Source organism: Paenibacillus spiritus, assembly GCF_008710135.1.
Classification (GTDB): domain Bacteria; phylum Bacillota; class Bacilli; order Paenibacillales; family Paenibacillaceae; genus Paenibacillus_AQ; species Paenibacillus_AQ glufosinatiresistens.
Map to the genome: position 1 here is coordinate 562,608 of NZ_VYKK01000004.1, position 23,070 is coordinate 585,677.

Annotated in this window: 21 protein-coding genes; 3 read left to right on the top strand and 18 right to left on the bottom strand. The window is 58.9% G+C overall.

The genetic code is table 11. The features are described 5' to 3' along the window. Positions 1–38: 38 nt before the first annotated feature. From F4V43_RS04305 to F4V43_RS04340, 8 genes are all read right to left on the bottom strand, one after another. Entirely contained in the window at positions 39–905 is an 867-nt protein-coding gene (locus tag F4V43_RS04305) for an aminoglycoside 6-adenylyltransferase (RefSeq protein ID WP_223879767.1), read from the bottom strand. Positions 906–986: 81 nt separating this feature from the next. Next, the gene (gene crcB / locus F4V43_RS04310; protein WP_150456997.1) at positions 987–1,349 is read right to left on the bottom strand and encodes a fluoride efflux transporter CrcB; all 363 of its coding nucleotides are present in this window, start codon (positions 1,347–1,349) and stop codon (positions 987–989) included. After that, on the bottom strand, positions 1,346–1,744 hold the full coding sequence (gene crcB / locus F4V43_RS04315; protein ID WP_317983765.1) for a fluoride efflux transporter CrcB: 399 nt from the start codon (positions 1,742–1,744) through the stop codon (positions 1,346–1,348). Before crcB (F4V43_RS04315) ends, crcB (F4V43_RS04310) begins: the two co-directional genes overlap by 4 nt. 37 nt (positions 1,745–1,781) lie before the next feature. Continuing rightward, positions 1,782–3,116, bottom strand: coding sequence for a replication-associated recombination protein A (locus F4V43_RS04320; protein WP_150456998.1), 1,335 nt, complete (start codon positions 3,114–3,116; stop codon positions 1,782–1,784). A 149-nt stretch (positions 3,117–3,265) separates the two neighbouring features. Further along, positions 3,266–3,556 (bottom strand): CD3324 family protein, encoded by a 291-nt coding sequence (locus F4V43_RS04325; protein WP_150456999.1) that lies wholly within the window; start codon positions 3,554–3,556, stop codon positions 3,266–3,268. A gap of 369 nt (positions 3,557–3,925) precedes the next feature. Next, positions 3,926–6,031 (bottom strand): methyl-accepting chemotaxis protein, encoded by a 2,106-nt coding sequence (locus tag F4V43_RS04330; RefSeq protein WP_150457000.1) that lies wholly within the window; start codon positions 6,029–6,031, stop codon positions 3,926–3,928. Positions 6,032–6,142: 111 nt separating this feature from the next. After that, complete coding sequence (locus F4V43_RS04335; RefSeq protein ID WP_150457001.1) at positions 6,143–8,401, bottom strand: HelD family protein; 2,259 nt, start codon at positions 8,399–8,401, stop codon at positions 6,143–6,145. A 407-nt stretch (positions 8,402–8,808) separates the two neighbouring features. After that, positions 8,809–9,351 carry a hypothetical protein gene (locus F4V43_RS04340; protein WP_411898443.1) on the bottom strand — a complete coding sequence of 181 codons (543 nt, stop codon included), beginning with the start codon at positions 9,349–9,351 and terminating at the stop codon, positions 8,809–8,811. Positions 9,352–9,464: 113 nt separating this feature from the next. On the opposite strand from F4V43_RS04340, the gene F4V43_RS04345 reads away from it, so the two are divergent. Both F4V43_RS04345 and F4V43_RS04350 read left to right on the top strand, forming a co-directional pair. Continuing rightward, entirely contained in the window at positions 9,465–10,061 is a 597-nt protein-coding gene (locus tag F4V43_RS04345) for a TetR/AcrR family transcriptional regulator (RefSeq protein ID WP_150457003.1), read from the top strand. 183 nt (positions 10,062–10,244) lie between these two features. Next, a complete protein-coding gene (locus F4V43_RS04350; protein WP_150457004.1) occupies positions 10,245–10,562 on the top strand; it encodes a hypothetical protein in 318 nt (105 codons plus the stop codon). Positions 10,563–10,657: 95 nt separating this feature from the next. Here the strand turns inward: F4V43_RS04350 and F4V43_RS04355 are convergent, their stop codons facing one another. From F4V43_RS04355 to F4V43_RS04390, 9 genes are all read right to left on the bottom strand, one after another. Then, on the bottom strand, positions 10,658–11,956 hold the full coding sequence (locus F4V43_RS04355; RefSeq protein ID WP_150457005.1) for an NCS2 family permease: 1,299 nt from the start codon (positions 11,954–11,956) through the stop codon (positions 10,658–10,660). Between the two features lie 173 nt (positions 11,957–12,129). Then, positions 12,130–12,885 (bottom strand): ThiF family adenylyltransferase, encoded by a 756-nt coding sequence (locus F4V43_RS04360; RefSeq protein WP_150457006.1) that lies wholly within the window; start codon positions 12,883–12,885, stop codon positions 12,130–12,132. 14 nt (positions 12,886–12,899) lie between these two features. Next, on the bottom strand, positions 12,900–14,690 hold the full coding sequence (gene aspS, locus F4V43_RS04365) for an aspartate--tRNA ligase (protein WP_150457007.1): 1,791 nt from the start codon (positions 14,688–14,690) through the stop codon (positions 12,900–12,902). 43 nt (positions 14,691–14,733) lie between these two features. Continuing rightward, positions 14,734–15,996 carry a histidine--tRNA ligase gene (hisS, locus tag F4V43_RS04370; RefSeq protein WP_150457008.1) on the bottom strand — a complete coding sequence of 421 codons (1,263 nt, stop codon included), beginning with the start codon at positions 15,994–15,996 and terminating at the stop codon, positions 14,734–14,736. Between the two features lie 609 nt (positions 15,997–16,605). Further along, on the bottom strand, positions 16,606–17,034 hold the full coding sequence (locus F4V43_RS04375; RefSeq protein WP_150457009.1) for a hypothetical protein: 429 nt from the start codon (positions 17,032–17,034) through the stop codon (positions 16,606–16,608). Between the two features lie 54 nt (positions 17,035–17,088). Next, positions 17,089–17,616: a type 1 glutamine amidotransferase domain-containing protein gene (locus F4V43_RS04380; protein WP_150457010.1), complete on the bottom strand. Its 528-nt coding sequence runs from the start codon at positions 17,614–17,616 to the stop codon at positions 17,089–17,091. Between the two features lie 99 nt (positions 17,617–17,715). Continuing rightward, a complete protein-coding gene (locus tag F4V43_RS19645; protein WP_191089471.1) occupies positions 17,716–17,865 on the bottom strand; it encodes a hypothetical protein in 150 nt (49 codons plus the stop codon). Positions 17,866–17,996: 131 nt separating this feature from the next. Beyond that, positions 17,997–18,440: a D-aminoacyl-tRNA deacylase gene (gene dtd / locus F4V43_RS04385; RefSeq protein ID WP_150457011.1), complete on the bottom strand. Its 444-nt coding sequence runs from the start codon at positions 18,438–18,440 to the stop codon at positions 17,997–17,999. Positions 18,441–18,455: 15 nt separating this feature from the next. After that, on the bottom strand, positions 18,456–20,639 hold the full coding sequence (locus tag F4V43_RS04390; protein WP_150457012.1) for a RelA/SpoT family protein: 2,184 nt from the start codon (positions 20,637–20,639) through the stop codon (positions 18,456–18,458). A gap of 271 nt (positions 20,640–20,910) precedes the next feature. Here F4V43_RS04390 and uraA point away from each other — a divergent pair, with 271 nt between their 5' ends. After that, a complete protein-coding gene (uraA, locus tag F4V43_RS04395; RefSeq protein ID WP_150457013.1) occupies positions 20,911–22,227 on the top strand; it encodes a uracil permease in 1,317 nt (438 codons plus the stop codon). A 133-nt stretch (positions 22,228–22,360) separates the two neighbouring features. Here uraA and F4V43_RS04400 read toward each other — a convergent pair whose 3' ends face one another. Further along, positions 22,361–22,879: an adenine phosphoribosyltransferase gene (locus tag F4V43_RS04400; protein WP_150457014.1), complete on the bottom strand. Its 519-nt coding sequence runs from the start codon at positions 22,877–22,879 to the stop codon at positions 22,361–22,363. Positions 22,880–23,070: the final 191 nt, after the last annotated feature.

Here is a 23,070-nt window from a genome sequence, read left to right on the forward strand (position 1 = left end):
GCGGCAGGGGCCTTCTTTTGTCAACTTGCAGCGGAAGATTAGCCTTCCCCCTCATACATCTGCTCCAGATAAGCCGTCACGCTAACATCCTCTTCCCAGGGATACCGAAAGCCCATTCCTTCGGCTACTTCCTGCCCGGTCCGGCGGAACAATTCTCCGGCGGTGAGCAGCGCTCTCCAGATGGCTTCCTCCTTCGCTTCGGGATAAGTCTCCAGCAGCAGGTTCCAGTCTTCCGCCGGGGTGTAGCGGTCGAGGTACTTGCCGTTCTTGCCGGTGCTGACCGAGAACCCTTCCCGGATTCCGGCCCGCCATTCCAGCATGCGGATAAGCATTGGCCGGACATACAGATTCAGATGGTCCAGCGCATAGAGCAGTTCTCTGCGCCGGAGTCCCTTCGCGATATAAGTGGAGACCCAGCGAAATTCGTTGCAGCAGTCCCGGAATTCAGCTTCACTCGGCTCCTTGATCCAGTAGAGAGAGTCGCCGGGAGCAGGAAGCTCCGGCAGCAGGCTGTCCTTGTCCAGCAAGACAACCGCAAGTGTATCGCCTTCATTCCAGCGGGCGGCCTCGGCAGCCGGACACAGCGTCAGGTCAATCCGGTTGCCGTCAGCCAGCTGCATGAGATAGGCATATCGGGTCCGCTTCGCCTCGGAGGGAGCAAGCGCCGATTCGTCGGGTCTCTGCAAAATCACCCGCTCCCCGAACCCGTCGATCCACTCCCGGTCGGCAATCAGACTCTCCATCTCATTCACGACATAGACAATATCGTAATCCCGGAAGCGGTCCTTCGGCGCATTCGGGTTCGTTCGGGAGCCGGTCATGCCGACGGCACGGATGCGCTCGTCCCTGCGCGCCGTATTCAGAATCAGCTCCATCATTTCCTGCCCGCTTCGTCGATGCCTCAAGGTATACAACCTCCCTGTAGTTACAGCTTCCTCGTATTCGACGTGCTCTGCACGCTCTGACTTCCCATACACGCTCTTCGCTTACAGCGTCCTTCCCGTCTTCAGCCCGAGCCACGCTCCGAGCAGACCGACCGCCAGCGACAGAAGCGCGTAAGCCGCCGCCCGGCCATAGCGTCCGTTCTCCAGCAGGGTCACCGTCTCGTAGCCAAAGGTGGAGAACGTGGTGAAGCCGCCGCAGAAGCCGGTTCCGGCCGTCAGATACCAGCCGCGGGGGATCAGATCGCCCGCCCCGGCCAGAACGCCCAGGATGAAGGAACCCAGGATGTTAATGAACAGCGTTCCCCACGGAAAAGCGTTGCCGAATCGCCGGCCGATCCAGCCCCCGAGCCCATAGCGGCAGGCGGCTCCGATGACTCCGCCGATGCCGATGCCAAAGAGGTTCATCCGGCCGCCCTCCCGGCTCGCATCGTCCGTTTGCCTAGCCAGACGCCGGCGGCTGAGAGCGCAATTCCGCCGGCCAGGCTCAGCAGCATATAGAGCAGGGCCGTTCCTGCCTCTCCGCCTTCGAGCAGCTTGACGGAATCAACCGTGAAGGCCGAGAAGGTGGTGAACGTTCCGGTAAAGCCCGTTCCGATCATCAGCCGCACTCTGGCGGGAATCCGGCCGGACTTCGGCGACACCGCAAAGAACCAGCCCAGGAAGAGGCAGCCGGCCCAATTGATCAGCAGAATGGACAGCGGCAGGCCGCCTGTCCCCGCCGGCACAGCCAGCGTCAATCCGTAGCGGCAGAGCGCTCCGGGGAACGCGCCAAGCGCCAGATACAGCAAATTGCGCACCATCTATTCCTTCTTTCCGAATTATCCGCCTATTCTCCGCCTATTCTCCGCTCTCCGGCGGACGTCCCCGCCGCAGCGCCTGATTGTGGCGGATCTTCGCTTCGTTGCCCTGCTCGCTCGCCTGGTAGAACACCCGGCGGGCGATGGCCTTGGGCAGGTACTCCTGCTTCACGTAGTGGCCCGGATAATCATGCGGATATTTGTAGCCGCCATGACCGAGCGCCGAAGCCCCCTTGTAATGGGTATCGCGCAGGTGCATCGGGACCTCCGCCGATTTCAGCTCCCCGATGGCGTCCGTCGCCCGGGCAATGGCGGTGTACACCGCATTGGACTTCGGGCTCTCGACGGCGAACAGAATCGCCTGGGCAATGTTCAGCTTCGCCTCCGGCCAGCCGTTGTTCCGGTAGGCATCCAGGGCGCTGGTCGCCTGGACCATCGCCTGGGGGTTCGCCAGGCCGATGTCCTCGCTCGCCGCGGCAATCAGCCGGCGGAGGAACACGAGGGGGTCCATGCCGAGCTTCTCGACGGCATAGAGGAACCAGAAGAGCGCGGCGTCGCTGGAGCCGCGGATGCTTTTGTGAAAAGCGCTCAGCACATCGTACTGCGTGGACTCGTCTGCCTTGACCGTCGGCCGCCGGATCGATTCTTCGGCTACCTCAAGCGTGACATGCACGCTCCCGCCTTCCTCCGGCGAGGTCGTCAGCGCCGCCAGTTCCAGAGCATTCAGCGCGCGCCGGATGTCGCCGTTCGCCATGGTTGCGATATGGTCCAGCGCCTCTTCCTCCACCTGAAGGTCCATGAAGCCAAGTCCGCGCTCCTTGTCGGCCAGCGCCCGCTTCATGGCGATCAGGCTGTGCGCCTTGGTCAGCGATTCCAGCTGGAAGAGCGTCGAGCGGCTCATGAGGGCGCCGTTGACATAATGGAAGGGGTTCTCCGTCGTTGCTCCGATGAAGATGATCGTTCCCTTCTCCACCGCCGGCAGCAGCGCATCCTGGCGCGAGCTGTTGAACCGGTGCACCTCGTCCAGAAACAGGATGGTCTTCGTGCCGTACAGCGAGCGGTTCGTCTGGGCCCGGTCGATTACCTCGCGTACGTCCTTGACGGAGGCCTCGACGGCGTTCAGCCGCACAAAATCGCCCCGGGTCTGGTTGGATATAATATGGGCCAGCGTCGTTTTGCCGCAGCCCGGCGGCCCGTACAGCAGAATCGACGAGACCTGATCCGCTTCGATGGCCCGCCGCAGCAGCTTGCCGGGGCCTACAATATGCTCTTGTCCGATATATTCATCCAGAGTTCGCGGCCGCATCCGGTCCGCGAGCAGGCGGCCGTCGCCGGCTCCTTCCCCGGTTCCATCGTTGAATGAGAATAAATCCATGCGTTCACTTCCTCAAACGGGTATAGTCTGGTTCAGCCGCTCTTTCTATCATACCATACCCGGAGGAAGGTTCTGCGAAAAAGAGCATCACTTCTCCCGCGCGGTAAGACCCGCGCCGAAAGAAGTCATGCTCTTGCCTTGCTCTTCTGTCAGGACCGGCCGCCTGCGGCGAGGGCCCGCATTTTGGAGACAATCTTCCGGATGCTCTCTTCCGACAGATGATAACGCCGGCACAGCTCCGGCACGGGAGAACCACTCCGGTACATTCCGTAGATCTCTTCATTCCGGCGCGCAATCATGCCCCGGGAGCCGCATTTCTCGCCCCAGCCGACGCGCTGTTCGCTCTTCTTGGGGATGTAGAGCAGTTCACCCTGAATATAATCCTGCAGCTCCTCCAGCAGGCCAGGGGGAAGCACATCCCGCCCGTTCACATAACTCAAACCTGATTTCCTCCTCTAACAGGTGCATGCCCAAGGGTCCGAGTGTCTTACAGACCAGAATATCCATCGCCACCTGCCTCCTTTCCGTTCGCTGATTGGTTATATTATACAGAGCAGGCCTGCGCCGCGTCCACCTCAGAACGGCGCGTCAGCATGCCCTTGTCTTTTAAGCAAAAAGGGAGCCTCTCGGCCCCCTCATCTTACGGATTTCCGCCTGTTAGACGGAAATCACCTCGTTCACTGAAATCATTGCCCTTCAGCCTCCTTTCCGCTGGTTATCGTCCGGCCGGACACTTTATATTAAGCCATAACCCGCGGAGAGACTCCAGCCCAAAAACAGTTATAATCAATCGCTACCGCCCTTTCGGATCAGCGGATGGCCGAATCCGACAGCACGCCGGACAGATTCTCGAGCTGCTTCGACATCCGTTCCATCTCCGAACCGGCCGCCATCTGTTCCCGGCCGACGGCCGCCATCTCTTCGGACATGGCTACCGTCTCCTGCGTAACCATGGCGATATTCGCAGCCGCTGCGCCCAGTATGGATTGGGAGTTCTGGAGCTGCTCCATGGAAGCTGTAACCTGCTCCAGCCCGTTCAGGAACACGTTCATCGTATCCCGGACTCCATTCAGAATATGATTCGTCGCCTGGACGGCGTCTTTCTGGGATTCATACAGGGGCATCGCTTCTTCCACCAGCCCGGCGGCCTCATCGGCTTCCCCGGTAATCTGCTGCATGAGAACCCGGATATGGCCGAGGTTCGTCCTGGACAGATCGGCCAAGCTTCTGATTTCGCCGGCAATCACCGCAAAGCCTTTTCCCGCAGCGCCCGCGCTGGCCGCCTCAATCGAAGCGTTAAGCGAGAGGATATTGGTCTTGTTCGCCATATCCTGAAGCAGCTGAAGCATCTGACGGATCGACAGTACGCTGTCTCTCAGCGACCAGACCTTCTGCCGGACCTGGGCGGACATCGTCTCCGCGCCGACCGTCTTCTCCGTCAGCACCTGCATATAATCCGTTCCCTGAATCACGGCGTGGTCCAGTTCCCTGGCCCTTGCGGCCATCTCGCCGCTCCGGCCGGCCATCTCCTCCAGTCGGGCCGACAAGTCGCCGACCAGGCCGTTCATCTGCTCCGCATCGCCGCCGAGCCGTTCGCAGCCGCGGACGATGTTCTCCGTTGCGGCTGCGATACTCTCTGCCCCGACGCGGGAACTGCGGGCCGAACCGGTCAGCTTCCCCGAGGTTCGTCTCATCTCTTCAGACGAGCGCTGCGTCTGCTCCGCGAAGCGGGACAAATGATCCATCATGGCGTTGAAGCTGCCGCCCAGCGCGCCGATCTCATCCTTGCGGTCGAAATCCGTCCGGAGGCTCAGGTCGCCTTCCGCACCACGGCGGAACAGCTCTGTCAGCTGCTTCAGCGGCCGGCCCAGGCTCTGGCGGATCAGCAGTCCGAGTACGATTCCCGACAGGAGAAGCCCGCCGGCCGATACCCAGGCAAAAGCCTGAACAATGGTATCCAGCGGCCGAAGCAGCGTCTGGCGGGGAATGCTTCCGATGAGGAACCAGCCGGAGAGCGGCATATATTCATACAGGAACAGCGACTTCTCACCGCCCAACCCTTTGCCGTCATAGCTGCCGGCCTTCTGGCCTTCCGCTTCGGGTACGGCGGGAAGCGAAGGTGCGTAGTGTTCTCCGGCGAGCGCAGCATCGGCATCATAGACAAGGGTTCCGTCTGCTGAAACTACTTGAATGGCTCCGCCTTTGCCAAAAGACAGACCGTCCATAACGGACCGGATAGTATCCAGGGGAACCTCTATCAAGGCGTAGCCAATCGTTCGGCCGGTAATCGGATTATTGAGTACCCGGCCTATGGCAATTTGAGAGGCCTCGGCCGCTTTGCTGACAAAGCCTTCTGCGCGCGGAGGAAGCACCTGCGTTACTCCGGGTTTCTGTCCGGCAAGGTCCGCCAGCCAGCCCAGCTCCCGCTTCTCCGCCGGATTGTCGCCGCTGACTCCCGGCTGGATCATCTCCGTACTGACCGTGGAGACGGTCTTCGCCAAGTCGGCGGAGAACAGGGTAATGGAGCCGATGCTCCGGTTGGAGGAGGCATAGGAACCGATCAGTTCGGTCAGTTCAGAGGCGGCCTGCTCCCGTTCGTAAGAACCGGTTCCGGGCGAGGACAGGGCATTCAGCCGGTTGACCAGCTCCTGGTCGGATTGCAGCCGGGCCCCGACCTCCGTCATCTGCCCCAGCAGCATGTCCAGCTGGGCGCGGGACTGGCTGATCGTCTGACCGGCATTCTGATGGACGAGATTCTCTACAATCCGGCTTGTGCGCGTGTAGACGACAGCCGACAGCAGAGATACTGTCAGGAGCACAACGGCAAGCACAGACAGCGTGAGTCTGGCTTGGAGCGAATGAAGCAGGCGGGTTACAGCGGACAATGGTCGTTTGGCATTTAGCGGTGTATTCATGATGGTCGTTAACCCCTCTTATTTCGGGTAGAAGCCTATGCCTCGATTATAGAAGGGGGGCCGATCGGTCAGACATACCAAAGTTCCGTCTCATGTAACAAATTGTCAAGGTCAGGCTTCCGGTTGCGCTTCCGGCCAGCCTTCCGCCGTCTCTACCGCGCCGGCTGCGGCCGCGAGCGCGCCAGGCAGCTCCCCGCTGCCGAGCAGCCAGAGCTCATGCAGGGCTCGGGTACAGCCGACGTACAGCAGCTTGGCATCCCAGGCGGCTTCGCCGTAGTGCTCCCGGTCGGCGTCGGCCAGCAGAACCGCATCGAATTCAAGTCCTTTGGACAGATAGATCGGCAGCACGGACAGTCCGCCCTTGTACTCCGTCATGCCGCCGTCGATCAGGTTCAGCCCGGGGAACCGGGGCAGCAGTTCGGCATGCAGCGCCTCCGCGTCCGCAAGGCTTCGCGTCAGCACCGCCACGGTCCGGTACTCCCGGCCGGACAATTCGGCAAGCGCCCGGGCGATGACCCGGACGCGCGGGGAAGCGTCGGGCAGCGGCGCATCGCTTCCATTGCCGCTTCCCGACGCCGGCCCGCCGGCCGATCCGGTCGCCGCTGGTTCCGAACGGATCAGCCGCACCGGGCTGCCGCTGCGGAAGACGGGCACCGCCAGCAGCCCGCTTCCGACGCCGTGCGCCAGAATCCCGTTCGCGAACTCGATGATCTCCATGGTCGAACGGTAGCTGCGAGTCAGCGCATGGTAAGCGGTGTCGGACGGGTCGAATAAACCGCTCATTTCGGACCAGTCATGGACGCCGCGATAGGCATGGATGCCTTGCGACAGATCGCCGAGAATGGTGAAGGAATGGCCCTTCACATAGCGGTCCAGCATGAAGATCTGAAACGGTGAGAAATCCTGCGCCTCGTCGATGACGACATGGTCGAACCGCTGGATACTCTCGTCACCGTTCAGCAGATAGTGAATATAAAGCATCGGCGGCAGATCTTCCTCTCGGAGCAGCCCTTTCTTCAGGGCCTTCTGCGTGTCCTTCAGGACGGAAGCGGGGATGGCGTCCGGCGCTTCGACCGGCCAGCCTGCCGGAACCTTGGCGGCCCGGAAGATTATGCGGTAGATGCCCGCCGGCTCGTATTTCGGCCATTTCGCTGCGTACGCCTTCTCGCGCTGGGCCGCCTTCTTCTTCCGTTCCTTGAGCGCGGCGGCGGAAGGGCTCTTCTTCAGCTCCATCTCGATCCAGCGGTGAATCCGCGCGAGAACGCGCTCCTTGCGCCGGGCCGGAGCATACGGCGCATATTCCCGGTCATGCCAGTCGAGAATCATGCGGCGCGGCAGGATTTTGCCGTCCCAGGGCGAGAAGTCGCCTTCCGGCACCGCCGTCTCTTCCAGCAGCCCCACCGCCTCTTCGATGACGGGAACGAGTGCCGTCGAGCCTTTGAAACGGGCCGGCGTCTCTTCCGTCAGAGCCGGCATCGGGCCGGTTCTCTCGAACCAGCGGTCGTAGGTCTCCTGGGCCGCATCCGGCGCAAGCTCCACGCCAAGCGCCTCCGAAGCCCAGTCCGCGAAGGTGCTCTGGGCGATATTGCCGACGCCGAGCTCGGGAAGCACATCCGATATGTAATCGAGGAACATGCGGTTGGGCGCGAAGATAATCATTTTCTCGGCCGTGACCTGCTCCTTGTACTGGTACAGCAAAAAAGCGAGCCGGTGCAGCGCCACGGTCGTCTTGCCGCTGCCGGCCACGCCCTGGATGATGAGCGCGGTATTCTTGGCCGCCCGGATAATCCGGTCCTGCTCCTCCTGGATGGTCGAGACAATGTCGCGCAGCCGGTTGTCCTTGTTCTCGCCGAGCCGGTAGACGAGGAACTCGTCCGAGACCGCCGGTCCGTCGCTCTCGCGGTCGAACGTGTCGGCCACGCGCTCCAGAATCCGCTTGCGGATCACCACGTTCCGCTTGAGGTAGACCAGCCCTTCAATGAGGCCTTCTTCCGGCGTCTCATAGCTGACCGGTTCCCGGCCGCCGGTAAAGGAGTAGAATAGGCTCGCCACCGGAGCGCGCCAGTCGATCACCATCGGGTGGTCGCCGGCTTCGTCGCGGTCGGCGCCGATTTTGCCGATATACAGCGCCTTGCGCTGACCTTCGCCGTTCTCCTGGAAATCCAGCCGCCCGAAGTACGGCTCCTGCCGCAGCTTGGCCAGCGCGTTCCGGCGCTCCTCGCGGATGCCTTCCAGCACCTGCTCCGTGTAGTCGTGTCCGGTATAGACCGGCGTATTCCGCAGCCGTTCGAGCTGAGTGTCAATCTCGTACAGCACCGCATCCAGCCTGCTCTGTTCCTCTTGATAGGCACTTTGAAATGTCTCTTCCAAATCAGTTACCTCCTAAAAGTTTGCGCTGATTAAGCTTCCGGCATTGCTTCAGCAAACTCGCTTCGAAAGCATACGCTTAGTTTTGCGTACGAATAGGCTTCTTGCATTGGCTTCAGCAAAACTCGCTTCGAAAGCATACGCTTAGTTTTGCGTACGAATAGGCTTCTTACATTGGCTTCAGCAAAACTCGCTTCGAAAGCATACGCTTAGTTTTGCGTACGAATAGGCTTCTTGCGTTGGCTTCAGCAAAAGGGTATCCAGCATATCACAACAAGTGAAAATATGCCAATATCAATTAGACAAGGCGTAACTCACGCCAAAAAACCGCTCCCTGGTTCTTGGGGCGGTTCCTTGGCATGAATGAATCGTCATGTCCCGTTACATGCATGCCGCCCGGCTCGGATGCATCAGACCGGCTTCTGCTTTTTGGGCCAGATAAAGTGGGATACGCCGATGAGAAAATCAATGCCAAGGATCAGCATCCACTTCCATACCGTTTGAATCAACAGTTCCGTTCGGGACGCCTCGCCCACCGCCCAGTCGGTGAAGACCAGCAGTCCCGCTCCGATAACGAAGGCTGCGGCATGCCTGAGCACGCCTTTCATATCCTGTATGGCGTAGTCCATCCCGTACCGCTTCACGGGCTTCTCTCCCTGCTTGAGCACATAGTACCGAAAACGTTCATCCGCCCAGCGGATCATGCTTCTCCCGAATGCGATCGACACGCCGATATACACCGCGGCTAGGGCATGCGCCAGCGTCGCCGTCGCGCCGTTATAGAGATCGACGCCTGCGACGACCAGCAGATATAAATCGAGCACCGGCGTCAACGACAGCAGCGCCATTCCCAACGTCTTCTTCCCAAGCACATACCGAAGAAGGAGTCCAAGAATAATGCATACCCAAAAAGCGGCTTCACACACAATCATTGATCCTACAATGAAGTTCAACATCCATGCCCCTTTCCAATACACTTGTGCTTTTTAACGCTGTCATCATATCACGCCCCTCTTTGCAATACAACTGTATTTTATAAACCGGGCCGATGTGCTACAATGAACACATGCCAAAAATCGTGAATCATGAACAGAAAAAAGAATATATCGCCGCCGCTGCCTGGCGGGTCATACTCAGGGAAGGAATGAAAGGTGCGACAGTGCGCGGGATTGCCCAGGAGGCCGGCATGTCGCTCGGCGCGCTGAGGCATTATTTCTCGACCCAGGAGGATCTGATTGCCTATGCCATGCAGCTCGTACGGGAACGGGCGCTCCTGCGTATCACCGCGAATGACCGGCCGGATCTTCCTCCGAAGATCAGAGTGCTGAATCTTCTCTTTGAAGTGGTGCCTTGGAGCGAGGATACGCGGGCGGAAATGGATGTCTGGCTGGCCTATGTGTTCTCGCTCGGCCCCAAAGCGGATACGCTCGGCGTTCAGCAGGAGATGCGGACCGGGATGCAGAGCCTTATCGCTTACTTGTCCGAGGTGCGCATGCTGCGCGAGGGAACGGATCCGGAGCTGGCAGCCGAGACGCTGTACTCGCTCGTCGACGGTCTCGCGATGCATGCCTACCTCGAACCAGGACGCTTATCGAAGGAGCGGATTGCCGCCGTACTTACGGGTTATTTGGATTCGATCTGTGTTGCGGAGCAAGGAGGCTGAGCCTGACTGTCGGTTCAGGAATAAGTTCATATGAAAAGAGGCGCGAACATCATATTTGGAAGAACGATCACTCTTGCTCTTTGTATCTTGATGCTTACGGCCTGTCACAGCTCTTCCTCGCCGCCGCTCTCCATGATTGATGTTTCACTGTACCGAACAGAGTCTACACGGGCACAGCCGGAGTTGATTGATATCATCTCCGATACGGCGAAGCTGGACACCGTTGCCCATCAGATCAGCGAAGCCGTGCCGGTAGCGAAGATTCCCGGGGCCGATAAGATTGACCGACTCTATGTGCTTCAGTGCTCCTACGATTCAGCAGGCAAGGTTGCCCACACCGATTCTTATATGTACGCGGTCGCCGAAGACCAGAGCGCTTATATCAAGCCGTTCAAGCTAACCTCCGGCTATTCGGTCGACCTATTCGATTCAGAAGCCAAGTCAGCGCTGTGGCACAAGATCGGGACGGAGGGCTGGAAGGCTGTGAAGCCCCTTCTGTAAAAGACGCCAACTAAGCCCCGGAAGCCCGCGTCCCGCTTCAAAAATAAAAACCGCCCCTCTTCCAAGGGACGGTTCGCATGGATGCGGCTGCCGCTCTACAGCATCGCGTGCAGAATAAAATTCGCCAGGAACAGTCCGGCGATGACGTACAGCGCCGGCGGCACCTCATGCCGGCGGCCGAGCGCCAGCTTGACGATCGGGTAGGTAATGAAGCCGAACGCCATGCCGTCCACAATGCTGTAGGTGAACGGAATCATGACCATGACGAGGAATGCGGGGAACAGCTCGCTGAGGTCATAGAAATCCATGACCCGCACGCTCTGGACCATGAGTCCGCCGATGACGATGAGGATCGGAGCAATGGCGCTGTCGGGGATGTAGGTCAGCAGCGGAATGAACAGGAAGGTCGCACCGAACAGAATGCCCGTCACGAGCGGGGTCAGCCCGGTGCGTCCGCCTGCGGCGATGCCGGCGTTCGATTCGGCGGCGGCTACAACCGGGCTGCTCCCGAAGATACCGGCCAGAATATTGGCCAGCGAGAGCGCCCGCAGGCTGCTCTTGAACCGCTCCGGCTTGCCGGCCAGCTCTGTCTGCGAGGCGATCAGCCCGATGTTCTCAAAGACGATGATCAGCAGCAGCAGAAAGACGGCAATCCAGAACACCAGGCTGAAGAACCGCTCCCAGCCCATGCTGGCAAATACGCCGCCGTACCCGGTGAAGATATGCCCGGCTTCGACCCGGCCTGAGGTGTGTCCCGCTCCCAGCAGATAGGCCAGACCGGTCCCGGCCAGCATACTGATCAGAAGCCCGCCCTTAGTCTCGCGCAGGAACAGCACCAGCGCCAGCAGAAGGGTCAGGCAGGAGGTCAGGACCTTCGGATCGCTGAAGTGACCGATGGCGACGAGCGTCGTCTGGTGGGCAATGACGATCCCGCTTTTTTGCAGTCCGATGAAGGTTAGGAAGAGTCCGATGCCGACGGTAATGGCATGCTGCAGATTCCGCGGAATCGCATCGCTGAGAATCCGGTAGAGCGAAGTAAACGCCACAACGGCGAACAGCACCCCCGATATGACGACAACGGTCAGCGCCTCGCGCCAATCGAGCTGCATGGAATGGACGAGCGTATAGGTAAAAAAGGCGTTGATGCCCATGCCGGGCACCACGACGATGGGCGTTTTGCCGATAAAAGCCATCAGCAGGCAGCCTGCGATGGAGGTCAGCAGGGTCGCGACCATACCGGCCCGCAGCGGCATGCCGGCGTCGTGGAGAATGTTGGCGTTGACCATGACAATATAGACGGATGCAAAGTACGACAGTATGCCTGCCGACCACTCCCGCTTCCAGTTGTCCTCTGCCTGCAGGCCGAGAGGGCCGCGCCAAAAATGGCTTGTCATTAGAATAACCTCCGATACAATTCCGCTGGCTCATTACCCGGTTCTGCCAGGGTTCAAACACGGGCCCGGGCGGCCCTCCCAAAAAGAACGAGCCGCCGGTTACCGGCGACTCGCCCCCTACTATTCCTGTATGCGTGTAATTCGGCAACTCTATACCTGAGCGGCGCCTAAATTTACAGGCGGATTCCGCCGCGCTCCAGCAGCTCGCGCACGGCTACGCTCACCATAATCAGACCGGCGACCGGCGGCACAAAGGCGTTGCTTGCCGGCGGCTGCTTCGCCTTGCGGATATCCGGCGCATTCGGCGAGACAATCTTGTCCGTCACGTCCTGCCGGGGCTTCATCGGCTCTTCGGTGGAGAAGACCACCTTGACGCCCTTCTTGATGCCGTCCTTGCGCAGCTTCTGCCGGATGACCCGGGCAATGGGGTCCATGGTCGTCTTGGAGATGTCGGCAACCTGGAACTTCGTCGGGTCCATCTTGTTGGCCGCGCCCATGCTGGAGATCATCGGGATTTTGCGGGCCAGGCATTCCTTAATGAGATGAATCTTGTAGCAGATCGTATCCGAAGCGTCGATGACATAATCCAGCTTGTACTTGAACAGCTCCTCGTACGTCTCCTCGGTGTAGAACATATTCAGCGCGATCGCTTCGCATTCGGGATTGATCAGCTTGACCCGCTCCACCATCAAGTCCGCTTTCTTCTGCCCGACGGTCGTCGTCAGGGCATGAATCTGGCGGTTGATATTGGTAATGTCGACGGCATCCTTGTCGATCAGAATGATGCGTCCGATGCCCGTGCGGGCCAGCGCTTCGACGGCAATGGAACCGACGCCGCCGATGCCCAGCACAGCCACGGTGCTGTTCTTCATAAGCTCCAGACCTTCCGGCCCGATGGCCAGCTCGGTCCGCGAGAACTGATGCAGCATAAGGGCGTTCCTCCTTAGGCCTGGGCCGGCTTCTTGTCTGCGGCCGGCTTCAGCGCAAGCTTGATGTGCAGGTCTTCCAGTTGGACAGGCTCCACCGAAGACGGTGCGTTCATCAGCAGATCGGTAGCGCTGGCCGTCTTCGGGAAAGCGATCGTCTCGCGCAGGTTGCTCCGGCCGGCCAGGAGCATGACCAGACGGTCGAGACCGAAGGCGATGCCGCCGTGCGGCGGCGTGCCGTATTCGAAGGCATCCATCAGATAACCGAATTTGTCATGGGCCACTTCATCGCTCATTCCGAGAGTCTTGAACATCTTCTCCTGAACATCGCGCTTGTAGATTCGCATCGAACCGCCGCCGACTTCGTAGCCGTTCAGCACGATGTCATAGGCCTGGGCCCGAATTGAACCGGGATCGGTATCGAACAGCGGCAGATCTTCTTCGCGCGGCCGCGTGAACGGATGGTGCTCCGCCACATAGCGCTTCTGCGTTTCGTCGTAGCCGAGAAGCGGGAAATCCGTCACCCACACGAACTTGAATACACTGTCGTCAATCAGTCCGAGCTGGCGTCCGATCTTCAGGCGCAGCGCGCCGAGCACGTCGGCGACCACTTTCTTGTTATCGGCGGAGAAGAGCAGCAGGTCGCCGTCTTCGGCGCCGGTGCGTTCCTTGATAGCGGCGATTTCGTCTTCCGACATGAACTTGACGATTGGACCGCGGAATTCGCCTTCCTTCACCTGAATCCAGGCCAGGCCCTTCGCGCCGTAACGCGCGGCGTACGGACCGAGATCATCGATCTCCTTGCGCGGCCAGGTGCCGCAGCCCTTGGCATTCAGGCACTTCACTTCTCCGCCCTTCTCGATGACGGAGGCGAACACCTTGACGCCGCTTGTTGCCACGATGTCGTTCATCTCCACGAGCTCCAGGCCAAAGCGCAGGTCCGGCTTGTCCGAGCCGTACTTGCCCATGGCGTCCGCGTAAGTCAGACGCTGGAACGGCAGTTCCAGCTCGACTCCGACCGTCTCGCGGAACAGGCGCTGCATCAGGCGTTCCATCATGCCCAGCAGATCTTCCTGGTCCAGGAACGAGGTCTCGATGTCGACCTGGGTGAATTCCGGCTGGCGGTCGGCCCGCAGGTCCTCGTCGCGGAAGCAGCGGGCGATCTGGTAATAGCGTTCCACGCCGCTGACCATCAGGAGCTGCTTATAGATCTGCGGCGACTGCGGCAGGGCGAAGAATTCGCCTTCATGCACGCGGCTTGGCACGAGGTAGTCGCGGGCGCCTTCCGGCGAGCTCTTGGTCAGGATCGGCGTCTCCACGTCGATGAAGCCTTCTCCGTCGAGGAAGTCGCGGAATACCTTCGACGCCTTGGAGCGGAGCAGCAGCGTCTTCTGCATTTCCGGACGGCGCAGATCGAGGTAGCGGTACTTCAGGCGCAGCGTCTCGTCCACTTCCACACCGTCTTCGATGAAGAACGGCGGCGTTTTGGCGGCGTTCAGCACTTCAATCTCCGTAATCCGGACTTCCAGCTCGCCTGTCGGCAGGTTCGGATTGACCGTCTCGGGATCACGCTTGACGACGGTTCCCGTGACGGCGATCACGTATTCGCTGCGAACCTTGTCTGCCGTGGTCAGCGCTTCGCCGGAATATGCCGGATTGAAGACGATCTGGACCAGACCGCTGCGGTCCCGCAGGTCGATGAACAGGACGCCTCCGAGGTCGCGGCGGGTCTGTACCCAGCCGTTCAGGGTTACAGTCTGTCCGATATGCTCCTGAGTCAGTTGACCGCAGTTATGAGTTCTTTTCATCCTTGATCTACCCCTTTTTTATATAAAATCGCGGTACAGCAGCCTAAGCCTGCGGCTTCAGATGCTCCGCCAATTCCTCCAGCTTGACCGTCTTCTGATCGCCGGTCGCCATTTCCTTGAGCGCGATCTCGCCGCGCTGCAGTTCGTCTTCGCCCAGAATAGCCGTGTAGCGGGCGGCAAGCCGGTCCGCCGATTTCATCTGGGCTTTCATTTTGCGTCCGAGATAATCGCGCTCGGCCGAGATGCCCCGGCTCCGCAGCACGAACAGCTGCTTCGAGATTTCGGTATCCGCCGCTTCGCCCAGCGCAACGAGATAGACATCCAGCGGCGCCGACTTGGTCAGCTCAATCCCCTGGTGCTCGAGAATAAGGAGAATGCGTTCCAATCCGATGCCCAGGCCGATGCCCGGCTGATCCGGCCCGCCGATCTCCTGCACCAGACCGTTGTACCGCCCGCCGCCGCCGACCGTATCAATCGAGCCGATCCCTTCGGCCTTGTACTCAAAAGCGGTGTGCGTATAGTAATCCAGGCCGCGGACGAGCCGGGTGTTGACGGAGTAGTCGACGCCCATTGCATCCAGATGAGCCTTCACCCGGGCAAAATGCACGGTGCATTCCTCATCGAGGCTGTCGAGAATGGACGGCGCGTCCGTGAACTTTGCCTGATCCACCTTGCAGTCCAGCACGCGCAGCGGGTTGCGTTCCATCCGGCGCTGGCAGTCCGCGCACAGCGTGTCCTTCATCGGCCGGAGGAAGCCCAGCAGCGTCTCCCGGTAAGCCGCCCGGCTCGGGGCGTTGCCGACAGAATTGATCTCCACGCGTACCCCGGCAAGGCCCAGGTCTCTGCAGAACTGGTAGCCGAGCGAGATCACCTCGGCGTCGATGGCGGGATCGACAGCCCCGAAGGCTTCAACGCCGAACTGGTGGAACTGCCGGTAGCGGCCGGCCTGCGGACGCTCGTACCGGAACATCGGCCCCATATAGTAGAGCTTGCTGACATCCGGCTCCCCGTACAGCTTGTTCTGCACATAAGCGCGGACGACGCCTGCCGTTCCTTCGGGACGAAGCGCCAAATCCCGTTCTCCCTTGTCCTTGAAGGTGTACATTTCGCCTTCCACAATGTCGGTCGTCTCGCCGACGCCGCGCTCGAACAGCTCGGTATGCTCGAACATCGGCGTCCGGATCTCCCGGTAATTGAACCGGCGGCACAGATCGCGCGCTTTCTCTTCTACCGCCTGCCACTTCTCCGCCGCGCCAGGCAGCACATCCTGTGTGCCGGTCGGCTTCTCGAATCGTTCTTTTGCCACAGCTAGCTTCCTCCTTCTGCAATCAAAAAATCCCTCATCCCCGTTGTGTATCACAACTAGGGACGAGGGATGGTCGTTGACGACGATCTCCCGTGGTGCCACCCACATTCCGGAACCGCGGCCAGCCGATTCTTGCGCTGTACCCCTTGCTCCGCTTCAGTAGCGGTTAACGCCCGCCTACGCGCCGCGGCTACTGAATGGCCCGCTCATTCGGTTGCGGACACCGTTCGCCGTGCGTTCTCGGGGAAGTCATTCATTCGCTCATCAACGGTTCCCTTCCAGCAAGCGGGAATCCTCTCTGGGGATGTGGGGGCGAATTACTTGGTCCCGTCATCAAAACAGCTATTACGTATATTGTTCGATTTTAGCGGAACACCGCGTTATAGTCAAGCATCAAGCCATTGCAAAAAAAAGTGACCTTCAGCATACCGCTGAAGGTCCATCACATATATTATAAAAAAGGGGGTCATGCTGTTATTATAAACCGGCTATATTAAAGAAACATGATCGTTATATTACGAGAACATTACAATAAAGAAAGCGCTTAATATTTAAGCGTCCATTCTTCCTCCATACGCAAAGGCCGTCCCGCAGGACGGCCTTTGTGGACTAATCAAGCACTTCGACAAACGCATTCTTGCTGCGCAGCGCGCTCACAATATCCGCCTCATCGGCATCGCCGATCCGGAAGCTCATGACATAATGCAGTTCGCTGAGATCCGCATCGGTGTACTCTCTGCCGGGTGCGATCACATGATCCTTATCCACCGTATCGCGTCCGTCCACCTGGTCATCCGGCGCAGTCGCCGCCGCAGCGACGATCGGCCCCACCGGAGCATTATAGGAGGAACCGATTCCCGTCCCGCCGATGCTGGCGCTGTTGTACGGGATAATCGGCACCAGCAGCGTCCGCCCCTGTCCAAGCGGTTCCGTCAGCGGCGACATTTCCAGAGAATCTGTCCTGTAGCCGAGCAGAGCGGTCTTGGCGCCTTCCGCTTCGTCTTCGGACCTGAAATAGGCTTGAATATGTTTGCTCATGATCTTGGCCTCCTCCAGAATATTATAGAAAGCGGCCGATGCCTCTTCGCTGCTTCAGCGTGAAGGCTCCGACTGCTGTAAAGCCTTCAGAATTTCGCGCACAAAAGCCGGTTCGTCTTTCGGCGTCCGCGACGTAATGAAGTTGCCGTCCACGACGACCTCTTCATCCTTGAACTGGGCTCCCGCATTGACGACATCGTCCTGCAGCGGCGGATACGAGGTGACCGTCCGTCCTTTCAGCAGTTCGGCGCTGATCAGGATCTGCGGTCCGTGGCAGATCGCCGCAATCGGCTTGCCTGTTCCGTCCGCCTCCTTGACGAAACGAAGAATTTCGCTGTCAAGCCGCAGATTCTCTGGCGAAGATCCGCCCGGAATGACAACTGCGTCGTAGTCGCCCGCCTGCACGTCGGCAATCGCCTTGTCCGCTGTATAGACGGCCTCGCCTTTCTTTCCTACCAGCTTCTCGCCCTGCTTCAGGCCGATGATGTCCGCCTGGTGTCCGGCGCCCGTCACTCCGTCATAAGGCACCTTCATTTCCGAATCTTCAAAGCCGCTGGCCAGCAAAAATGCTACCTTGCTCATGAGAGTTCCCTCTCCTTCCTGTTGTTCTAAGGTCTCGTTCTTCTATTACCCGCTCCGTTCCCTTTATAAGCACTTTCACGGGCCAAAAGGCGGCTCTGCTCACGAACGCGGCACGGCCAGCCAGCGAAGACTCGGCCAGGCTTCCGGCGCCTGCCGCCTCTCTTCCGCCGCCTGCGCCGCCGCTTCTCTCCAGCAGGTCAGCTCCGCCGCCTGCGCCCGCCGGATCTGGGCTCTTCTTGATTCATGCATCGCACACCGGCTCCTTCTCTTCGAATGGAACATCCTTATAATTCTATAACCTGTCCCAACCGGCTGCCCGCTATCCGGCGCAAAAAAAAGTCCGCATTCCTCTTCGGAATACGGACCCTCTCTTGTTCTTCTTAATCCCTGCTGTCTATAATCAGCGTCACCGGGCCGGAATTGACCAGCGACACCTCCATCATGGCGCCGAACCGTCCGGTCTGCACCGGAAGGCCCGCAGCGGCCAGTTCGGCGTTGAAGCGCTCATAGAGCGCCTCGGCTTCTTCCGGCCGGGCGGCCGCCATGAAGTTCGGCCGTCTGCCCTTACGGCAGTCCCCGTACAGGGTGAACTGCGACACGGACAGCACCGATCCGCCGGCGTCGATGACGCTGTGGTTCATTTTGCCCGCTTCATCTTCAAATATCCGCAGTCCGGCGATCTTGGCGGCGACATACTGCGCATCCTTCTCCGTATCTCCGTGCGTCACGCCAAGCAGCACCATCAGCCCCTCGCCGATCTCGCCGATAACCTCGCCGTCTACGGCAACCCGCGCTTCCTTGCAGCGCTGCAGAACCGCTCTCATCTCTCTTCCTCCCGCTTACTGCATGATCCGGTGAACCGTGTAGACATCCTTGACCCGTTTGACCTTCTCGACGACGGAATGCAGATGATCGGTATTGCGGATCAGAATCGTCATATGGATCATCGCCATCTTGTTCTTGTCGGAACGGCCCGCCACCGCCGAGATATTCGTCTTGCTCTCGGACACCGCCTGCAGGACTTCATTCAGAAGGCCGCTGCGGTCATGGCCGGTAATCTCGATGTCGACGCTGTAGTTCGCTTCCACGCTCTCTTCCCATTCCACCTCAATGACCCGTTCGGCCTCCTCCCCCTCGCCTTCGGCCCGAATGTTCGGGCAGTCGGTGCGGTGAACGGAGACGCCGCGGCCGCGCGTTACGTAGCCGACGATATCATCGCCCGGCACCGGATTGCAGCAGCGCGCAAAACGAACCAGCAGATTGTCGATTCCCTTGACACGGACGCCGTTCGTCGGCTGGTTCCGGCGTTCCGCCGGAGCCTTAATCTCCTTGATCTCCTGCGTCAGCTCCAGATGGTTGGCCGCTTCCTCCTGCTCTCTGCGGATCTTCTCCGTGAGCTTCGTAGCGATCTGAGCCGCCGTAATTCCGCCGAAGCCGACGGCCGACAGCATGTCTTCAATATCATTGAACGCGAATTTCTTGGCCGCTTCGGTCAGCTTGTCGTCGGCCATGAAGTCGGACGGCTCGAAGCCCTGCCGCTTCAGTTCCCGCTCGATGGCTTCCCGGCCCTTCTCGACGTTCTCCTCGCGCTTCTCTTTCTTGAACCACTGCTTGATCTTGCTTCGCGCATGCGAAGACTGGGCGATCTTCAGCCAGTCCCGGCTCGGTCCGTAGGAATGCTTCGACGTCAGAATTTCGACAATATCTCCGGTCTTCAGCTTGTGGTCAAGCGGCACGATGCGTCCGTTGACCTTGGCGCCGATGGTCCGGTTGCCGACCTCGGTATGGATGCGGAAAGCGAAATCGAGCGGAACGGAGCCGGCCGGCAGCTCGATAACCTCGCCTTTTGGCGTAAACACAAAGACCAGGTCGGAGAAGAAATCCATCTTCAGCGATTCGACAAACTCCGAGGCATCCTTCGCCTCATGCTGAAGCTCCAGAATCTCGCGGAAAAAAGGCATCCGGTTCTCGGGATTGGGGGCCGTACCCGCCGTCCCTTCCTTGTATGCCCAGTGCGCGGCGATACCGAACTCGGCCGTCCGGTGCATCTCCCAGGTGCGGATCTGAACTTCCGTCGGTTCCCCTCCGGGTCCCACCACCGTCGTATGCAGCGACTGGTACATATTGGCCTTCGGCATGGCAATATAGTCCTTGAAGCGTCCCGGCATCGGCTTCCACAGCGTATGAATAATGCCGAGCGTCGCGTAACAATCCTTGATATTATCGACAATGATCCGAATGGCCAGCAGGTCATAAATTTCGTTGAACTGCTTGTTCTTCGTGTTCATCTTGTTGTAGACGCTGTAAATATGCTTGGGACGGCCCGAAAGGTCGCCTTCAATCCCCATCTCTTCCAGCTTGGTGCGGATGCGCCCGATGACGCTGTCGATGAACTGTTCCCGCTCGGCCCGCTTCTTGTGCATCAGATTGGCGATCCGGTAGTACTGCTGCGGATTCAAGTAACGGAGGGCAATGTCCTCCATCTCCCACTTGATCGCGGAAATCCCGAGCCGGTCGGCGATGGGACAAAAAATCTCCAGCGTCTCATAGGAAATCCGGCGCTGGCTCTCTTCCGACTGATATTTCAGGGTCCGCATATTGTGCAGCCGGTCGGCCAGCTTAATCACAATGACCCGGATGTCCTGGGCCATCGCGATGAACATCTTGCGGTAATTCTCGTTCTGCTGTTCTTCCTTCGAGCGGAAACGGATGCGCTCCAGCTTGGTCAATCCGTCCACCAGCATGGCGCAGGTATCTCCGAACGCTTCCCGGATCTGTTCCAGGGATACCGTAGTATCCTCTACCACATCATGCAGCAGCGCCGCGATGATGGAGATGACGTCCATCTCCATGCTCACGACAATCTCCGCTACCGCCAGCGGGTGCAGAATATAGGGTTCTCCCGATTTCCGCACCTGCCCGTGGTGGGCCTGATCGGCGAAATCGTACGCTTCGCGAATCCGGTGCAGATCCTTATCGTGTATGTAGGCCCCGGCCTTTTCCAGTAAACGCTCTATGCCCATACGTGTCGTGTCCGTTTCCTTTCTATAATAAATCCGTCATGCCCCGTCGGGGCCGGAATTTAAGTTGTCTATAATTATGACGCTTGCACCTGATTACGTCAACACTTGCCAGGCACTGGAAAAACGGCGTCCCGCCGACCGTTTTATCGAATATTTTTCACAGAATACGCGAAAAGACAGTTGTCAAATGGACAGGTTCTCATTAAGCTGATAAAGGCGCTTTGGCGCACAGAGAACGTTATGATCCATAACATGATGAGGAGTGAATGGTTTGCAACGCGAAATTCAAGTCAATGAGAAGCTGCCTTTGGGACCCGGTTTTCTGCTGAGTCTGCAGCATCTGTTCGCCATGTTCGGCAGCACCGTCCTGGTGCCCAACCTGTTCGGGGTCGATCCGGGGATGATTCTGCTGATGAACGGCATCGGCACCCTGCTGTATATCCTGATCTGCAAAGGAAAAATCCCGGCCTACCTGGGCTCGAGCTTCGCTTTCATTTCTCCGGTCACATCCGTACTCCTGAATTACAAGAACGACCATTCCCACGGCTATTCGCTCGTGCTCGGCGCTTTTATCGTAACCGGCATTATCTTTGTCGCCGTTGCTCTCATTGTCCGGTTCGCCGGAACGGCCTGGATCGACGTTGTATTTCCTCCCGCGGTGATGGGCGCTATTGTCGCTACTATCGGCTTGGAGCTTGTTCCGGTGGCCGCCGGCATGGCAGGATTAATCTCAACGGACGGATCACCCGACTGGTCGCCGGACCCCAAGACCATCACGATTTCCATGGTTACGCTTGGTGTAACCGTACTGGGCTCGGTTCTTTTCCGCGGATTCCCAAAAATCATTCATATCCTCATTGGCATCGTAACCGGCTATGTGCTGGCCTATTTCCTCGGCGCCGTCAACACCGGCAACATCTCGGCCGCCCATTTCTTCGATACGCCGACCGTTACGACGCCTTCGTTCGACTGGAAGGTGATTCTCACCATTATTCCCGTTTCTCTCGTCGTTATTGTTGAACATATCGGCCATCTGCTCGTTACCAGCAATATTGTCGGCAAAGACCTGGCCAAGGACCCCGGCCTTGACCGCTCGCTGCTCGGGAACGGGATCTCTACCATTCTCTCCGGCTTTGTCGGCTCCACGCCGAATACGACATACGGCGAGAACATCGGCGTCATGGCCTTGACCAAGGTCTACTCGGTATTCGTGATCGGCGGCGCAGCCGTGATTGCTATCCTGCTCTCGTTCTCGGGCACGTTCTCTGCGGTCATCTCCAACATTCCGCCTGCCGTTATGGGCGGCGTCTCTCTGCTGCTGTTCGGCGTTATTGCCGCTTCCGGTCTGCGAATCTTCGTGGAGCAAAAAGTCGATTTTGCCAAACCGACCAATATGATTCTCGCTACTCTCGTTCTGGTCGTCGGCATCAGCGGCACGAAGCTGGTCATCTACGGCGTGGAACTGAAGGGCATGGCCCTTGCCACCATCGTCGGCATCGTCCTGTCTCTCCTGTTCAGACTGTTCCAAGCGCTCGGCTGGTCGAACGACCAGGAAGAACTGGAGCAGGCCAAAGCTTCCGATGTATAACCGCGGTTAGCCGCCGGTTTTCGCGAATCTTGGTCTGTGCGCAATAAACAAAAGCCGAGGTTGTTCGTACGTTGTACGGACACCTCGGCTTTTGTTATGGGAAATTCTTATTTCCCGGAAAATATCGGCCCGCTTATGCGTCGTAGCTGAGCAGCGAAATAATCTCTACGTCGGGCAGCTTCGCCCGTCCGTTCAATTCTTCCAGTTCGATCAGGAACGCCGCCCCGACCACATTGCCGCCAAGCTGGCGAACCAGGTTAACCGCAGTCGAAATTGTGCCGCCCGTTGCCAGCAGGTCGTCGGCGATCAGCACGTTCTGGCCCGGTCTGACCGCATCGGTGTGCATAGCCAGCCGGTCCTTGCCGTACTCCAGGTCATAGCCCACCTCAATGGTCTCGTAAGGGAGCTTGCCGCTCTTGCGAATCGGGATGAAGCCGACGCCCAGGGCGTAAGCAAGCGGAGCGCCGATTACAAAGCCGCGGGCTTCCGGTCCGGCAATCAGATCGATCTGAAGATGAGCTACCCGCTCCCGCAGCGCGTCTATGGCCTGGTGATACGCCCCCCCATCCATAAGCAGCGTCGTAATATCCTTGAAGCTGATCCCCGCCTGCGGGAAATCGGGAATGACCCGAATGATTTCTTTGAAGTCCAAGTTGATTCCTCCTAAAAGTTTTGCATAGCATACGCTTCCTTGAGCTTTCTTCGGCAAAACTGCTTCGGAAGCATAGGCTAAGTTTTGCATAGCATACGCTTCCTTGAGCTTTCTTCGGCAAAACTGCTTCGGAAGCATAGTCCTAAGTTTTGCATAGCATACGCTTCCTTGAGCTTTCTTCGGCAAAACTG